Here is a 16,115-nt window from a genome sequence, read left to right as displayed (position 1 = left end):
AAAGATCAGGAAGTACAAAATGAAGGCGAAAAATTTAAATGTAATATTCCGGGATGGTGCTCTTCAGCAGCAGGATGGGCTTATGCACCTGGTACTGGAGCTCATTGGCAGGATGCCTGGTCAAAGACAGGCGATTGCGGAGGAGGAACAGGAGGCTCTCCTGTAGTAAATATCACATCACCTTCAAATGGAGCAACATATACCGCTGGTAGTTCTGTTGTTGTTAATGCTACAGCAACTGATGATGGAACTGTTACTAAAGTAGAATTCTTTGATGGAACTGCAAAACTAGGAGAAGATACTACTAACCCGTATTCTTTTACAATTTCCAACGCACAATCCGCAAGTTACTCTCTAACTGCTGTAGCAACTGATAATGAGAATAACCAAACCACATCAGAAGTTGTTACTGTAAGAAAAAGAGTAGATGGAGGAAATAATAACTTACCAGGAAAAATATTGGTAGGGTACTGGCATAATTTTGATAATGGATCGACCACTCCAAGATTGAGTGAAGTATCCAGAGACTGGGATGTGATTTGTATTGCATTTGCAGAGCCTAAAGGAGGAAGTAGTTCTGATATGCAATTTAGTCCATATAGTATTTATAATGGAAATACTCAAGCTTTTATAGATGATGTTGCTACTGTAAAGAGTAGAGGACAAAAAGTGCTAATTTCTATCGGAGGCGCTAATGCCAGAGTAGAATTAAATAATGATACTGAAAAGAATTTATTCATAAGTTCTATGACCAATATTATTAATACTTATGGTTTTAATGGATTGGATATAGATTTAGAAGGAAGTTCTCTTTCATTAGGTAGCGGGGATTCAGATTTCAGGAATCCAACTACAACAAAGATTAAGAATCTTATTGCTGCAACAAAAGCAATTAGAACCAATATTGGTGCAAATAGATTTATATTAAGTATGGCTCCCGAAACAGCATATGTACAAGGTGCCTATGGAAATTATTCTGGAATTTTTGGAGCATATTTACCTGTAATTCATGCATTACGTAATGAAATGGATTATATTCATGTACAGCACTATAATACAGGTTCTATGTTTGGGGGAGATGGAAAAATATACCAACCAGCTACTGCAGATTTTCATGTGGCAATGGCAGAAATGTTAATTACTGGTTTCCCAGTTGCTCAAACAGGGCTTACATTCCCTGGCCTTAGAGCAGATCAGGTTGCTATTGGGTTACCTGCTACGACACAAGCAGCAGGAAGCGGATATACTTCTGAAGCTGTTGTACAACAAGCACTGGATTATTTGATTAAGGGAACCTCTTATCCTGGAAGAACCTATACAACCAGTTCTACATATCCTAGTTTTAGAGGTTTAATGACCTGGTCTATAAATTGGGATTTGGTAAATAATTCTACCTTCTCTTCAAGTCATAGAGCATACTTGGATGGATTAGGAGCCAGAACTGCTGTAGCTAATACGCAAAGTAGTGTAGGAAAAGTATTTCCTAATCCTATTTCTGGAAATATAATTAATGTTGCCTTAGATGGTTCTATTTCTAAATCAGGTTCTGATTATTTCAGATTCCAGATATTTAATACTAATGGAGTTGAAGTTTATAATTTTCAAAATAACAAGCTTCAAAGAGGAGAAAGTGTTAAGAGTTTTGATATCGGTGAACTAGAATCGGGAATGTATTTTTATACGATTTCAGTTTCCAAAAACAAAACAACAGGCAAAATAATTAGAGAGTAATTTATTTTAATTTTCTAAGTGTACTACTTAAAATGGAGTCCAGATATCTGGACTCCATTATTTTTGATTTAATTTTCTTGAAAAGGATTTACTCAACTCTACTATAATTTTCGGCAAGTGTATATTGCCCGTTTTTATCGATATTAATTTGTTGATAAGAGTTAGAATCCATCATTAGTTCAAATCTAAAAACTTGAATAGTGTCTACGATTTTCATCATTGGCCCTGAAGCATATTCTAAGCGCTCTTCAAGGATACCATCCTTAATTGTATAGGTACCATAGCCAAACCATTCGTTTTTGTCTTTTGGATCAAACCGGGTCCACATCACTTTTTCTTTGCTGTACATCTTTACCTGGCGATATCCATTTTGATTTAAGATAGTATCGCTTATTTGATTCTCTTCATAAAGAAATTGATGTTTAAGTTCCCAAACACCTTCAAGGTTATAAGGCTCAGTAACGGTAGCTTTATTCTGATGCGTAACGGCAGAATAAAAGCACACCCCTAATAGAATCAGTACTAAGGTTTTCATGATTGAGAGGTTTTAAATCAGTATCTTATTAAGTTACAAAAAAATGGTGAGATAAAAAGAGCTGGATTAACTTTTGTGATGGTGTTAAGATATTGATTTTAAATAAATTATATGTGATGAGGTAGTTGGTTTTATTTCTGTCAATATTTTTGAGATGTATTGGTTTTCCAAAGAAATTGGCACTTCTATTTATAGAATAATGGTTCTGTAATTATTGTTTTTCTTACCTGTATGATATATTCGGTGTATTCAAATCTTTAATTTTTGAATAAGAATACGGATTCAAATTATTATTTTTAAAATCTGAATTGAATATTCTAAAGAAATATCAGGCTATGATTCGGCGTGGAGGAGCTGAGGTAAAACAAGTAAACAAATCCATTATGAAAGGATTTTAGATTCAACTCCAGCCAACGCCGAGATTATAGCCATATTTTAGTCTAATATCAATTCCATTTGGATATTACATCGCTCATATGGAGTTGAATGTCCCACCACTTTGTTAAACCCCAGTTTATGATACAGATTAATAGCAGGTTTTAGTACGGTATTACTTTCTAAATATATTTTTTGAGCATTTAATGTTTGCGCTTTTTTGATTATAGCTTTCCCTAATAACCAACCTATACCTTTACCTTTTGCCTGTGGAGAAACAGCCATTTTGGCAAGTTCAAAATCGTAGTGAGGATCTTCCATTTTTATTAAGGCACATACACCAACAGGTTCCTTCTCGTATAATGCAACTAATATCTCACCCCCTTTATCCAAAATGTATTCTTTTGGTTGATCCAGAGATTTACGATCCGTTTCTTCCATCTTAAAAAAGGTAGTAATCCATTCTTCATTAAGGTTCTTGAATGGGATTCTATATTTGTCCTCATAAGGAACAATTTCAACTTTTTTTATTTCTCTAAGTTTCTTTTCTTCTTTTACACGTTGAAACATTGATTTTTGATCCAAAAGAAATTCAAACTCTTCAATAGCGTGCCACATATTGTGCCTGCTTTGATTTAAGGTAATCTCTACAGCTTTTTGTACATCGGTATATTGATCTTTAATATGATTTGCTATCTGTAGGCCTTTGGGAGCCAGTTCGATATTATTTTTTCTCCCGTCATTTTTATCTTTCTTTTCGCATAAAATTTGTTCTTTAACCATCTCACGAACAATTTTGCTTACAGAGGGGTGAGAGTGACCAATTTCATTGGCTATCGCAGTAATAGATTTCTCGCTATTCTGAGATAGAACATAAAACACAGGAAACCATTTTGGCTTTAAATCCACATCATACATTTCATAAATTTTCGTAGCATCTTCTGTCATCTTTTCACTTAACATTCTAAGCCTGGTGCCAATTGCTATAATACCAATATTGTCAAAAAAATTCATTTGGATAATTAATTACGTAATCAGTTACGTAAATATAATGATTTACTTTCTTTTTTCAAAATGAATTCATTTTTCCGAAGATATTGTGATAGAGGTAAAGTACTACAAAGCAGTTTTAAAGCTTATATTTTATTTTACTAAAAAACCCGGTCGAATGGACCGGGTTTCTTTTATAAAAAATAGGAATATTTTTACTTTTTGGATCCGTTTTTCATGTTTTCTTTAACAAGTCCATAGAACTCATCAAATTTTGGATCAATTATAATTCTGGTAGCAGTTTCTATACTTTGCGAACCATATTCGCTTTTTCCCAGAACATCCATTCTTTTTGGATCCACTTTAAAATCATTTTGTAGAGTCCTTACTACCGATGCAGCTTGCTTTGTACTAAGATCCCAATTATCGCTAATACTTTTATCTTTAAAATTAATTGCATTGCTATTTCCTTCGACAATGATTTTTAAATCAGGTTTCGCATTTAAAGCATTTGCTATCTTTTCCAAGACACCTTTTGCTTTATCTTCGATAACACAATTATTATCATCTTCACCAAACAGTAATGTATTGGCCAAAGTAATTAACACAGCTCCATTTTGTACGGCAATATTAGCATCACTACCAAGTGCATTTTTTAAAACTGTTAACGTAGCCAGTTTGGTAGAATCTGTTTTACCAATGGCATCGTTTATCGTCTTAATCTGTTTATCTTTTTCCTGAAGACTTTCAAGAGAAGTTTCTAAGTTTTTAGCTTTCTGATTAGATAATTGGGTAAAACTACTCATATTGGTCAAAAGAGAAGCATTGGTCTCTTTTAGATCTTTTACTTGTATCTCCATTGTTTCAACCTGAGTTAATGTTGCTTTTTCTTTTTTACGAGAATCATTTAACTCAGCTTCGGTAGTTTTTAATTCCTTTCTTAGCTTATTTATTTCTTCAAGAAGGTCCTTTTTTTTCTGTGCATGAATAGACAAAGTCGAAATAAACAATACACAAACAAATAAAATAATTTTTTTCATCGATCTTTAATATGATTTGTTGCAATTGCTAAAGTAAAACATTTTTATAAATAACATGGCAACTGGTCGTTATGACTTTTCTAATAGTTGCTTTGCATTTTTAATACTAGAATTGATTTGATCCTTTAATGAATTCACTTTAATTTCTTCTTCCTTAAGTAGTTTTATTTGCGAAGATACTTTTTCAGGATCTGTTTTGCTGCCTTCTTCTTCATGAGGAAATTTATCACTAAAATCACTCATCCAGGTCATCATAAAATCATAGGCATCTTTTACTTCTTGTTGTGCTTTTGCATATGATTTTCCTTGGGCAGTGGTATCAATTTTAGTTTCTAGATCTTTTATAAGACTACTCATTTCACCCATTTTTGGCATAACTTCATCATGTACATCAATTACTTTTTGCATGAGAACGTCAAATTCTTGTTCTTCTTTAGAAAGTTGATTACAGGATGTGAATACTAATAGTAGTAGTGAAGTTGCGTATAAAAATGATAATTTCATAATTGTAATTTTTTAAGTTTTTGTTTTGTTGCTACTCTAAACGTTTCAAAGATATTGTTTTTCCTTTTTCTTATGAAGTTTAGCCGCTTTGTATTGCTGTCCGATTTTATTCATTTTATGCATTTGTATAATAATACAAAGCAGGCAAAATGAAATTGCTGTGATTAGAATAAAAGTTAACATATACATTAGATTAAGATTTCTTGATTTTTTTTGTTAGATATTCTGTACCAATGATCAAAAGAACACTTATTCCGAATAGTGGAAATACGATAGCTAAGATTCCTATTAGTGCGATGACTCCATATCCGATTTTGAAAGTCACAGGCACTTTTGGAACCCCCCAATCCTCTTTACGTTTTCGCATTATGTAAGAAACCAAAGCAGAGATGCTCATTATAGTTAATGCTATTGCAGTTAGTAACATCAACCACCAGCTCCAGGCTCCAAACTCTCCTTGATGAAATGCCATGACCCACATTCGACCACGCATTAAGACCCCTACATCGTTCCAATTATTAGATAATATTTGCCTACCAGAATATTGATCAAAGTGAATCTTTTTTTGAGTATCTAGGTTTGATGGGTTTAAATTAGATACGCTAAAAATACTTTTTGGTCCTTTTGGAAAGTGAACTAGTACTGTTCCAGGAAGGTGAAGTGTTTCTGCTTTGGCTACCATTTGATCTAATGTTAAGGCATCCCCTTTATCCTTTGATTGCAATTGATGTCCTTTCCATGTAGCAGGATAGCCTGTATTGGTTATTTTTTGGAGGTCTTTAAAATTTTTGCCAACCACATCTGTCCAGGGAAAACCACCGGCTAAAATGAGAAGTAATAATCCAGAAACCCAAAACCCTGTAATAGCATGTATATCTCTATAAAATGTTCTCTTTCCCTGATTTGTTCTGGGTATAAAAACACCTTTTATTTTCCGGCCACGTTCGGGCCACCAAACGTATAACCCGGTGAGTATGAGAACTACCATCCAACTAGCGATAAGCTCAACGATTTTGGTGCCAAACGTACCCATTAGTAATTCGCCGTGTAATTTTCGGATTTTAAACATATTTGTATCCTTAGTAATGATTTCTCCAGAAATATCACCTGAATATGGATTTACGTATACACTACTTTTTCCACCAAAACGCCCTGATATAAATTCGGTTGCCTGATTGGCAGAAGAAGTTAAAATCATTGTATTGGGTTTTTTAATAGCATTTTTGTTTGCGATTCCCCATTGTTCCTGGAGAGAAATAGGAGCTCCTTGTACAATAACCTCTTTAATATGCTTTTGCTTCGAGGCCTCGTAATCTGCTTTGAATAAATATATCCCGCCCGTTATAGAAAGTACAATTATAAACGGAAGCGATATTAATCCAGCAATAAAATGCCATTTCCAAAGCCATTGATTTAATTTTTTATTCTTTTTCATTTCTTATGTGAAATTAGCCCTCACAGGTTTTAAAAACCTGTGAGGGCTGGTTATTAGAAGTTATACTTCACTCCAAGATGGAAAGCCCTTGGATTACCAATTGTGAAACTATTTTCTCCTCTAAATCTATTAAATGAAGCTCTCGCTGCATACAACTCATCAAAAATGTTAAGTGCATGACCCCATACTTCAAAACCTTTATATTGAATGGTAGCTCTAAGATTAAAAACAGAGTGTCCATTATAGGTTGCAGTATCAAAAGTGCCATTTTCATTATCTATCTGATCTTCGAAACTTGTATTGTATTTACCTACCAATTCGTGTTCTGCGGTTAAGCTGAATCCAAAACTGTTTTCATATTTCTTACGATATGTAATTAAAGAAGTTCCCAATAGATTAGGAGCTGTTTCTCTGTCGGTATCAGAATAGTCAATTCCTCTATCAAAAAACTCTACATAGCGATGCTGCGCATAACTACCATTGTGAGTTATCGATAACCCTGCTATAGGGATCCAGGTTATACCATATTCGATACCATATGATCTTGTTTTACCAGCATTGGTACTAAAAAAGTTATCATCTGCATCTCGTAAGGTGATTAAGGTGTTTTGCCCTTCGAGAAGATAAATAGCAGCATCTAATTTTAATTTTGAAGGAATAGTAAAATAACCTCCAACTTCGTAATTATGATAACGACTTGGTTTTATGCCTAATAATTCATTTCGATTGCGATATAATGTAGAAACCTGTGGTGGTGCAAACCCTTGCGAATAGTTTGCATACATTCCGGTTTTTGTATTAAAATTATAATTGAGACCTAACTTAGGAGTTAGATTATTAAAATTATCGACAGCGTCATTTACGCCTGTAGTTTCAACTTGATTGTCATAATCATATTCAAAACCATCATAACGTAATGCTGCAGTAATTTTTAAGGCATCGATAGGCGATATCTCATATTGAAAAAAGCCAGCATAATTAAATATATTAGCTTTATAATTAAGGATAAAATCTCTGGAGTTAACAGTGTATCCCAGATTTCTTCCCGTTTCGGGATTAACAACAACTTGTATGGTCTCTGCTACATAATCTTGTGGGGAATAATCTGCTGTAGTGCCAATAATTAAAGAAGAATTAGCAAAGTTGAAATCTAACTTATGTTGGATTAATCCCACAAAGCTTTTAAACTGGTTCGAGTTTACTTCCCCCGAACCTAATCCTGTTAACTGCCCTTGATTTCTAAATTGCCGTATTCTATAAGAAGGAATTTGATCCATTCGATTGTTTCTAACCATAAAATTGAATGAAGTTTTATTGGTGTCGTCCCAAAATTTGTCTAGTGTAGTTCTGACTCTAAATGTAATTGCTTCTCTTTCGGTAAACGTTTGATCACTTTCATAATTTCCTTCAGTATAGTTGGATTCACTAAGAGAACCAGACATGTCAGATCGATAATCTATAAGATCGAAAACAGTTGTCCATCTTGCGGTTTCGGTAATATCATATACTGTTTTAAAAGTAACAGCTAACTTTTCATAATCACTATGTTCTATAGGACCATCTTCTCGCTGTACATGATGGCTTCCGAGATAAAAACCGAATTTTTCACTGGTTTGATCAGAAATTTCGAATTCATATCGAGTGAGTCCTAAGTCATTGATTTGAAATCCAACACTACCACCAAGTTTTTCTGTTGGGTTTTTGGTAATAAAATTAAAACTACCTCCGATAGCTTCGCTACCATAAATACTAGAAGCCGGACCTTTTAATACCTCAACACGACCAAAAGAGGTGTTGTTCATCTCTAATAATGCATTGTGATTAAATACTGATGTAGGTCGAATTTGAATACCGTCTTCCAGGTATAAGAATAACGCTTTTGTAGAAATAGGAGTACGAACAGCCATAAAATGTTGTTCATTACTTGCTGATCGGGAGGTAGACATAAATACTCCTGACACCTGATTTACCAATTGATCAATACCAAAAGCTTTGGTTTCTGCAATAGCTTGTGTATGTATTGAAGCAATAGATCCAGGTACCTCAGAACGTTTTTGAACCTCTCTACTGGCAGAGGTTACCAAAACTTCTTCTAAGGCTACATTATCTTCTGTTAATTTAATGGTATTAAAAGCATCTGTTAAACTTACTTTTTTGGAGATATATCCCAGAAAACTGATAGTGACTTCTGTAGAATTTTCTAATGTGATTTTAAAAACCCCTTCCGAGTCACTCATTACTCCATTAGTGGTACTATTAGATTCGATAATAGTTGCTCCCGATAATGGATGATTGGCACTGTCTACTATTTTTCCTTTATATGATTGTTGTGTATAACCGTATACTCCTAAACATAGAGTAACAGCATAAACTAATATGTTTTTCATTGTATATAATGAGTTGCAATGATGATTTCTTCCTATTATGTGGGATCACTTAGAACACTATAATTTAAAGTGCGGTAAGTCGAAAACAAATAATTTGAACTCAAAAACCTTTTCATACAAGACTTGACAAAGAGTTTGATTTTTTCTTTGCCCAAGTATTTGGGCTGATGATTTTTGAATCCTATTATGAGTATATTCAACTAAAAATCTAAGCGTCGATACCAGGAGATATCATCTTTTTGATATTAAAAAATGTTGAATTTTTTGTAATAGTAATTTTTGAATAAGAACCGATGATCTATTCAAAAATTAAATTCAAAATATGTTATGTAATTAAGAAAAGAGGTACTCAGGAGGGTGATCAATATCTTTAGAGATAGTTTTTAAACGGCAGTTTTTTAATTTCCAATTCTGAGTGCTTTCTGAAACGAACGGATTTGTATTTTTTATTTGTATTGTATTTTCTTGAAAAAATAAAGGAATAAAAGCTTCTGTAATGATGGTGGTATCAGAATTTTCTTTCGATGGTTGTGTCTTAGCCTTCATTTGACTCATTAAATAACACTTACCATTACAATTAAGACGAGGGCGTTCTTTATTTACACAATATTTTTCTACAATAGTATCAATATTAAGTTGGTAGTAGAGTACAGTACTGATTTCCATAGCAGGACGTATGGCAAAAGAAGCAAATAGTAGTATGGAGAATAGAATTCTCATCAGTATGCATAAATTTTGTGCAAAAATACAAATTTGGATTATTCTTTTATTCTAAAAAGCCAATAAGCTATTGTTAAAAAGGTTATTGTCTGATTTTTAAAGTTTTATAGTAATAGAATAACATCTGTATGAGCCACTTTAACGACATTTTATTATTGTTTAGAAGCTGTTTTGAGCTTTTGGGAGAGATATTTTTCGTTGATCGTATTTCTCCTGATTTTAAACTTATTTGGTTTATGAAATACTATTTATACCATTAAAAAAGATAAACGATCAAATTAAGGTTAATATTGAATCAGTTTTGGGTAATATACTATTGATATTCATTTTTTAAATCAACTAATTTTATGCTAACTAAGAAACACAAACTTTAAAACAATGAAAAACAATCAACTACGTTCAATTTTTTTTGAACTTAAGAACGAAATTATTTCTGCACTTCGAGGTATTTATGAAGATACTGGCCCAGCATAATTGTTGGCGTGATTTATTTTTTAAAAGAAACACACACTTTGGTTTTTACATACAATTAAGAAACAAAGAAACATCTGATAAACGCAAATAACATATTCGTTTATATAGATGTTAAATGACTATTTGATTTATAGTGTTGTATTATTTATGGACAACATTATAAAGGGCTTAGAATTTATTTTTTAGTATAAAGGATATCCTTTATGATCTCGAAATATACTTATTTATTTAAAACCTTAACTTATATATCTTGATCGTTAAACCTATAATAGATCGAGGGATATTTTATTTACACAAATCTTATGAAACCTTTACAGTATTCTCTATATGAGAAAAAAACAAAATGGCTATTTTTTGGCCTAATAATGATAATTCAATTATCATTTGCTCAAAATCAGAATCTCATACCAATGTCATCAGATCATTCATCAGATCATTGTTCAAGGGTTTCCCATCAAAATGATGGGATTATTCCTAGTGCTAAAGCCAAAGACAATACTTTTGGAATAGTTAAAAAAGCTGCATGTCAATATAGTACCAATGCACAATGGGGTAGTTTATCTACTTATGCATTAATTAGTGCTATGAGACAGACTGGGGATTATGATTGTTACAGGGATTTATTTAACTATAGTGCCTATTCACCAGGTATTTTTTCTAATGATAAAGTAAAAGCGGTAGCCAATGAAATAAGGGGTCTTGCATCTACATATAATGGCACCAACAGTACAGGGATGTATGGATTAACAATTTATTTGCACATCGCCATTTATCTGGATTTTAATCAAGCTTCAATTGATTTAACACCAGATACTTATAATACAATACAATTGGCGATCTCTAGTTTGGGGAATAACTCGTCACTTCTTAAGCATAACATATATGCTATGGGGGTATTAGAGGAATTACTTATAGTTGGAGGAGATATAAAATCACGTCATAACCCTGCTATTATCAACCTTTTTGAAAGAGTGATACGGGATTTTGCGGTCTACGAAACCTGGAAACCTATTACTGATCCTGTTATACAAAAAGCGTATGCAAAAGGGATGAATGCAGTTTATAATGCTTTTTATAATACTGTAAATACTGATTTTGTAAATGCACTGGTTAATGATAAACAATCTCTTGATTTGTTGGCAAAAGCAGCAACGAATAGTGCATTGATTAATAAAGGAGGAGATTTCCAGTATTTGTGGCAAAATGCAGCAGGAGCATTGGCTATATTAGCAGCATCAGATAAGCTTATTGGCAACATACAAGGGCATTTGGCTGCCATAACGAATTATTTTCCCAAGCTGTCTCCAAGTTGGGCAAAAGCAAAAATGGCTTTAAATAAATATGGAGATTGTAGTGCATATAATCTTTGCCAGCATCCATTGTCGATACGACAAGAAATAGAAGAGTATTTGTTTCCAAAGACAGTATCGTATGATGATGATAAAATGATCATTCGCACTCCTCTTAGTGATGAAAAAATACAAAACCTGTATCATGCTGCTAAACAAGTCCAAAGTCAGTTTTTTAGATTATTGCAGACAGATCAACCGGTTGCAGGAGATACTAATACTACTATTAATATGATAGTTTTTGGTTCTAAGCAGCAATATGATGATTATGCACCATTGTTATTTGGTATTCGTACTGATAATGGAGGAATGTATCTCGAAGGGATTGCGACTTTTTATACCTGGGACCGAACTGTTGGAGTAGAAAGCTCTTTATCTCTGGAATCGTTATTTAGACATGAATATTGTCATTATTTACAAGGAAGATATTTGGTGCCAGGTAATTGGGGATCATCAGAAATATATAACAATAGTAGATTAGTTTGGTATGAAGAAGGTATGGCTGATTTTTTTGCTGGATCTACAGATACTAATGGAGTACAAATGTTAGCGCAAAATACCAGAGCAATAATAAACCAAGGGTCAGGTTGGCCAACTCTTAATACGGTTTTTAATTCGAGCTATACAAGTGGAAATTTTTACCATTATACTTATGGAAACGCTGCCTGGTACAATTGGTATCTTAACAATTTTGACTATTTAAAACGCTTTTTTGATTATACCAGAAATAATGATATTACCGGATTTGATAATTTTGTAAGTGAACTTAGAAATAATGGGGAAACTTCGTATAATAATTTTTTACTTAAGGTCAAAAATGAACAAGTAATTGGATGGCAACCTACAACAAGTTGGTCTGATGATAACCAAATTAGTATAGGAAGCTCTTCTGCAATTCAAAATGAAATAGGAAACCTACCCAATACCAGTAATATTTTGGTTGCGATAGATGCCGTAAAATCCTATAGACGTTTTAAAATAGAAGGTAAAATAACGGGGTCTGGTGTAGGAACAGCTCCCAAAGATATTGCAAAACAGCTAGACAATGTTATATTGAAGCTTAGAGAAAATAAACTCGTAAATAATTTTAAATATACTGTAGGGTATTTTAAAAATTTAAATTCATCAGGTAGTCGTTCTGCCGATTTTATAATCACAGGGCCACTTAAGGATGCCGATATCAGTGATAATCCGGTAGCAGATTTTTTTGCTCCAAATAAAACAACTATTGCCGGAGGAAAAATAAAATTTGTAAATGAATCTACTGGTTATCTTACAGGTCTTGACTGGTCTTTTCCTTCTGGGTCTCCTTCTAGTGCAACCAATCAACAAACGCCGCAGATAACATATAACTCTCCAGGAGCGTATAATGTTACTTTAACAGCAAAAGGAATTGCAGGAAGCAGTGATATAAAAACGATTCAGAATTATATTACAGTATACCCTTCTAATGCAAATGTATATTGTAGTGCCACCAATAAAGAAGGAGCAGATGATGTACACATCACTAAAATTCAATTAGGAAATTTTGAGAATACTTCTGGATATACAACATCCTACGTAGATTATACTTCGCTGGCTGGAATAGTACGAATAAACGAAAGTACTCTATTGGATATTACAGTACAAAATGAACATTGGTCCTATAATGCATTAGGGGTATGGGTCGATTGGAATCAAGATGGGGATTTTATAGATCCTGGAGAAAAAGTTTTTCATAAATATGCTGCAGGACCATACAATCAACAAATCACCCCTCCGTCTGGTGCAAAACTAGGTACAACCCGAATGAGAGTACGATTGAGTTATGGTGCAGAAAGTAATATAACACCATGTGGAACGCAAAACAGTATTGGAGAAATTGAAGATTATTCAATAATAGTTACCAATGATCCAGTTCCGGTTAATACTCCTCCTACAATAACATTACTGAAACCTTCTAATGGACAGAATTTTGTTCAAAAAGAAAATATTGCTGTAGAAACAGTTATAAGGGATAATGAGAAAGTTGAAAAAGCAGAATTAAAAGTGGATGGACAGTTAATTTCTACTGATTATGCAGCACCTTACCAATGGACTCATATAAATAAGCTAAATTTTTTAAGTCCGGGGCAACATGAATTAACGATCACGGCTTATGATAATAATGGTGTGACAAGTTCTAAATCGGTAACGATACAGGTAGAAAAAGCTCCAATAACTTTTTGTGAAGGTTCTGGTGCTCTGAATGATGTACATATCACTCAGGTAGTTTTTGGAGATATTAACAATAGCAGTGGTCATATTCCTTATAAAAATTATACTAATTTGTCTACAATTGTTCAAAAAGGACAGCCAACAATATTGTCTATAAAGGCTCAAAATGAGTTATGGACATATAATGCACTTGGAGTTTGGATTGATTGGAACCAAGATGGAGATTTTATAGATACAAATGAAGAAGTGTTTTCTCTTTTTGGTCCAGGTCCCTACAGTACTTCGGTAACAGCACCTTCTTTTGCACCTACAGGAACCCCGCTGCGTATGAGAGTACGAATGGCATATGGAGATGTAAATTCAATAGTTCCTTGTGGTAAAGATATCTATATAGGAGAAGTGGAAGATTATACTATCTATGTTGGAAATAGCACAATACCAACCTGTAATGATGGTATCCAAAATGGTGATGAAACCGGAGTAGATTGTGGCGGCTCATGTACTCCTTGTCAGGTTACACCAACCTGTAGTGATGGTATCCAAAATGGAGATGAAACAGGAGTGGATTGTGGCGGTTCATGTGCTCCCTGTGCTACTTTGACATACTGTGCTGCAAATGGAAATAGTGTATCTGATGAGTATATTGGCAGAGTTCAATTAGGAACAATTGATAATACATCTGCAGCAGGAAGTGGAGGATATAATGACTTTACTTCTGTATCTACAGCTTTGTCTAAAGGAATTGCACATACGATTACTATAACCCCGACTTGGACAGGTACTAGTTATACAGAAGCCTATAGTGTATGGATAGATTATAATCAGGATGGAGATTTTGAAGATCCTAATGAACAAGTGTTGAGCAAAGCGGCATCAAAAGATACTTCTGTAAATGGAAACTTCACAATTCCTGATGGTGCAAAAAATGGAAATACCAGAATGAGAGTGTCTATGAGGTATAATACAATCCCATCACCATGTGGTTCTTTTGATTATGGTGAAGTAGAAGATTATACGATTACTGTAGGAGCAAATTCTACACCTACTTGTAGCGATGGTATCCAGAATGGAAATGAAACCGGAGTAGATTGTGGCGGTTCATGTACTCCTTGTAATACGGATACTGGAGTAGTTTATGTGGATATAAATGATATCACAGTAAATTCGTCTAATAGCTGGAAATTCTTTAGAATAGAAGTTGGAGACGATAAAGATTATGGTGCCTGGTATTCTAGTAATGCGGTAAGGTTAGTTACCTATAATAAAGATCTTGTTTGTGTAGACACTAGTAAAAATGTGACATTGATAGGAGAGGGGATAGGAATTGATAGTGCTAGTAATTTTAGAGCAGAATCTAATAGCTATATTGTAAGTTCTTCTGATTATACTGATTGGAAAGGGAAATCAGGCTTTGTAGGATTTACTTTTAAAATTAGCGGTAATACACATTACGGTTGGTTTCATATATCAGTAGCCAATGATGGCTTATCCTATACTATTTTGGATTATGCATATAATACGAATCCAAATCAAACCATTACGACAAAAGTACTGAAGTTAAAAAATCGTGATGATAATAGCTTAGACGATACAATTACTATTTTTCCTAATCCATTTACCGAGAACTTCGTAATCAATACATCAACATTGGATAAAAGGGACTTGGTAGTAAAAGTTTATGACATACAAGGAAAATTATTGATCCATAAAAAATATGGAAAAAACCCTGGGCAAATAACTTTAGGACAGCAGATTAAAATGTCTGGAAGCTATTTTGTGAAAATAATGACAGATACAAAAACAGAAACATTAAGAGTTTTTAAATATTAATAAAAGGTTATTAATAGGTAGTGTTATTGATAAAAAGGTTGCTTGAAAAAGCAACCTTTTTTTTATAAATTAAAAGACTCAATCTCAAAAATGAAGTTTCATACCTTCATGTGAGGCTATAAATCCTAATTTCTCATAAAATCGTATGGACTCGGGACGCTTTTTATCTGTAGTAAGTTGTAGTACATGTGCTTTTTTTTGTTTTGCCCGTTCTATGGCCCATTCAAACATTTTTTGCCCAATTCCTTTACCTCTTTGGTCCTCTTTAATTCTCACAGCCTCAATTTGTGCTCGTATTCCTCCCTGATATGTTAAGTATTGTATGAAAGATAGTTGTAAAGTGCCAATAATTTCAAAATCATTATTTTCTACTACAATTAATTCTTGGTTTGGATCAGTATTAATAGCTGTAAAGGCTTCAAAATATTCTCTGGGGAGAGGAATTTGATAGTTTTCCCTGGTTTTTCCTAAATTATCGTTAGCAATCATTTGTACGATTAAAGGAACATCTTGTTGAGTTGCTTTTCTAAAATTCATAGTATGTGTATA

At 33.4% G+C, this 16,115-nt stretch carries 10 protein-coding genes; 2 read left to right on the top strand and 8 right to left on the bottom strand.

Going from position 1 to position 16,115, the window contains the following annotated elements:
• Nucleotides 1–1,731 (top strand): Ig-like domain-containing protein (locus tag Z054_RS28405; protein WP_024770306.1); only part of this gene is annotated, 1,731 nt, incomplete at its 5' end.
• Between the two features lie 88 nt (nt 1,732–1,819).
• On the opposite strand, the gene Z054_RS0111970 is transcribed toward Z054_RS28405, so the two are convergent.
• From Z054_RS0111970 to Z054_RS0111940, 7 genes are all read right to left on the bottom strand, one after another.
• Nucleotides 1,820–2,266 (bottom strand): hypothetical protein, encoded by a 447-nt coding sequence (locus Z054_RS0111970; RefSeq protein WP_024770305.1) that lies wholly within the window; start codon nt 2,264–2,266, stop codon nt 1,820–1,822.
• A 435-nt stretch (nt 2,267–2,701) separates the two neighbouring features.
• Nucleotides 2,702–3,655: a bifunctional helix-turn-helix transcriptional regulator/GNAT family N-acetyltransferase gene (locus Z054_RS0111965; protein ID WP_024770304.1), complete on the bottom strand. Its 954-nt coding sequence runs from the start codon at nt 3,653–3,655 to the stop codon at nt 2,702–2,704.
• A 191-nt stretch (nt 3,656–3,846) separates the two neighbouring features.
• A complete protein-coding gene (locus Z054_RS0111960; protein ID WP_024770303.1) occupies nt 3,847–4,671 on the bottom strand; it encodes an OmpA family protein in 825 nt (274 codons plus the stop codon).
• Between the two features lie 69 nt (nt 4,672–4,740).
• Nucleotides 4,741–5,175: a hypothetical protein gene (locus Z054_RS28400; RefSeq protein ID WP_035091618.1), complete on the bottom strand. Its 435-nt coding sequence runs from the start codon at nt 5,173–5,175 to the stop codon at nt 4,741–4,743.
• Nucleotides 5,176–5,368: 193 nt separating this feature from the next.
• The gene (locus tag Z054_RS0111950) at nt 5,369–6,610 is read right to left on the bottom strand and encodes a PepSY-associated TM helix domain-containing protein (RefSeq protein ID WP_024770301.1); all 1,242 of its coding nucleotides are present in this window, start codon (nt 6,608–6,610) and stop codon (nt 5,369–5,371) included.
• A gap of 53 nt (nt 6,611–6,663) precedes the next feature.
• A complete protein-coding gene (locus Z054_RS0111945) occupies nt 6,664–8,997 on the bottom strand; it encodes a TonB-dependent receptor (RefSeq protein ID WP_024770300.1) in 2,334 nt (777 codons plus the stop codon).
• A gap of 333 nt (nt 8,998–9,330) precedes the next feature.
• A complete protein-coding gene (locus Z054_RS0111940; RefSeq protein WP_024770299.1) occupies nt 9,331–9,717 on the bottom strand; it encodes a hypothetical protein in 387 nt (128 codons plus the stop codon).
• A gap of 884 nt (nt 9,718–10,601) precedes the next feature.
• Here Z054_RS0111940 and Z054_RS0111930 point away from each other — a divergent pair.
• Nucleotides 10,602–15,566 carry a GEVED domain-containing protein gene (locus tag Z054_RS0111930; RefSeq protein WP_161635284.1) on the top strand — a complete coding sequence of 1,655 codons (4,965 nt, stop codon included), beginning with the start codon at nt 10,602–10,604 and terminating at the stop codon, nt 15,564–15,566.
• An 84-nt stretch (nt 15,567–15,650) separates the two neighbouring features.
• On the opposite strand, the gene Z054_RS0111925 is transcribed toward Z054_RS0111930, so the two are convergent.
• Nucleotides 15,651–16,103, bottom strand: a complete 453-nt coding sequence (locus Z054_RS0111925; RefSeq protein ID WP_024770297.1) for a GNAT family N-acetyltransferase — start codon at nt 16,101–16,103, stop codon at nt 15,651–15,653.
• Between the last annotated feature and the right edge of the window lie 12 nt (nt 16,104–16,115).

The sequence above is a fragment of the Aquimarina macrocephali JAMB N27 genome (assembly GCF_000520995.1).
GTDB lineage: Bacteria > Bacteroidota > Bacteroidia > Flavobacteriales > Flavobacteriaceae > Aquimarina > Aquimarina macrocephali.
Note: the sequence above shows the minus strand (reverse complement) of the source record. Positions and strands in the feature narration are given on the sequence as shown.

What these genes read in the sequence shown, in the direction of transcription:
- Z054_RS0111970 (WP_024770305.1), bottom strand. Translation starts at nt 2,266, where the DNA reads ATGAAAACCTTAGTACTGATTCTATTAGGGGTGTGCTTTTATTCTGCC.
- Z054_RS0111965 (WP_024770304.1), bottom strand. Translation starts at nt 3,655, where the DNA reads ATGAATTTTTTTGACAATATTGGTATTATAGCAATTGGCACCAGGCTT.
- Z054_RS0111960 (WP_024770303.1), bottom strand. Translation starts at nt 4,671, where the DNA reads ATGAAAAAAATTATTTTATTTGTTTGTGTATTGTTTATTTCGACTTTG.
- Z054_RS28400 (WP_035091618.1), bottom strand. Translation starts at nt 5,175, where the DNA reads ATGAAATTATCATTTTTATACGCAACTTCACTACTACTATTAGTATTC.
- Z054_RS0111950 (WP_024770301.1), bottom strand. Translation starts at nt 6,610, where the DNA reads ATGAAAAAGAATAAAAAATTAAATCAATGGCTTTGGAAATGGCATTTT.
- Z054_RS0111945 (WP_024770300.1), bottom strand. Translation starts at nt 8,997, where the DNA reads ATGAAAAACATATTAGTTTATGCTGTTACTCTATGTTTAGGAGTATAC.
- Z054_RS0111940 (WP_024770299.1), bottom strand. Translation starts at nt 9,717, where the DNA reads ATGAGAATTCTATTCTCCATACTACTATTTGCTTCTTTTGCCATACGT.
- Z054_RS0111930 (WP_161635284.1), top strand. Translation starts at nt 10,602, where the DNA reads ATGTCATCAGATCATTCATCAGATCATTGTTCAAGGGTTTCCCATCAA.
- Z054_RS0111925 (WP_024770297.1), bottom strand. Translation starts at nt 16,103, where the DNA reads ATGAATTTTAGAAAAGCAACTCAACAAGATGTTCCTTTAATCGTACAA.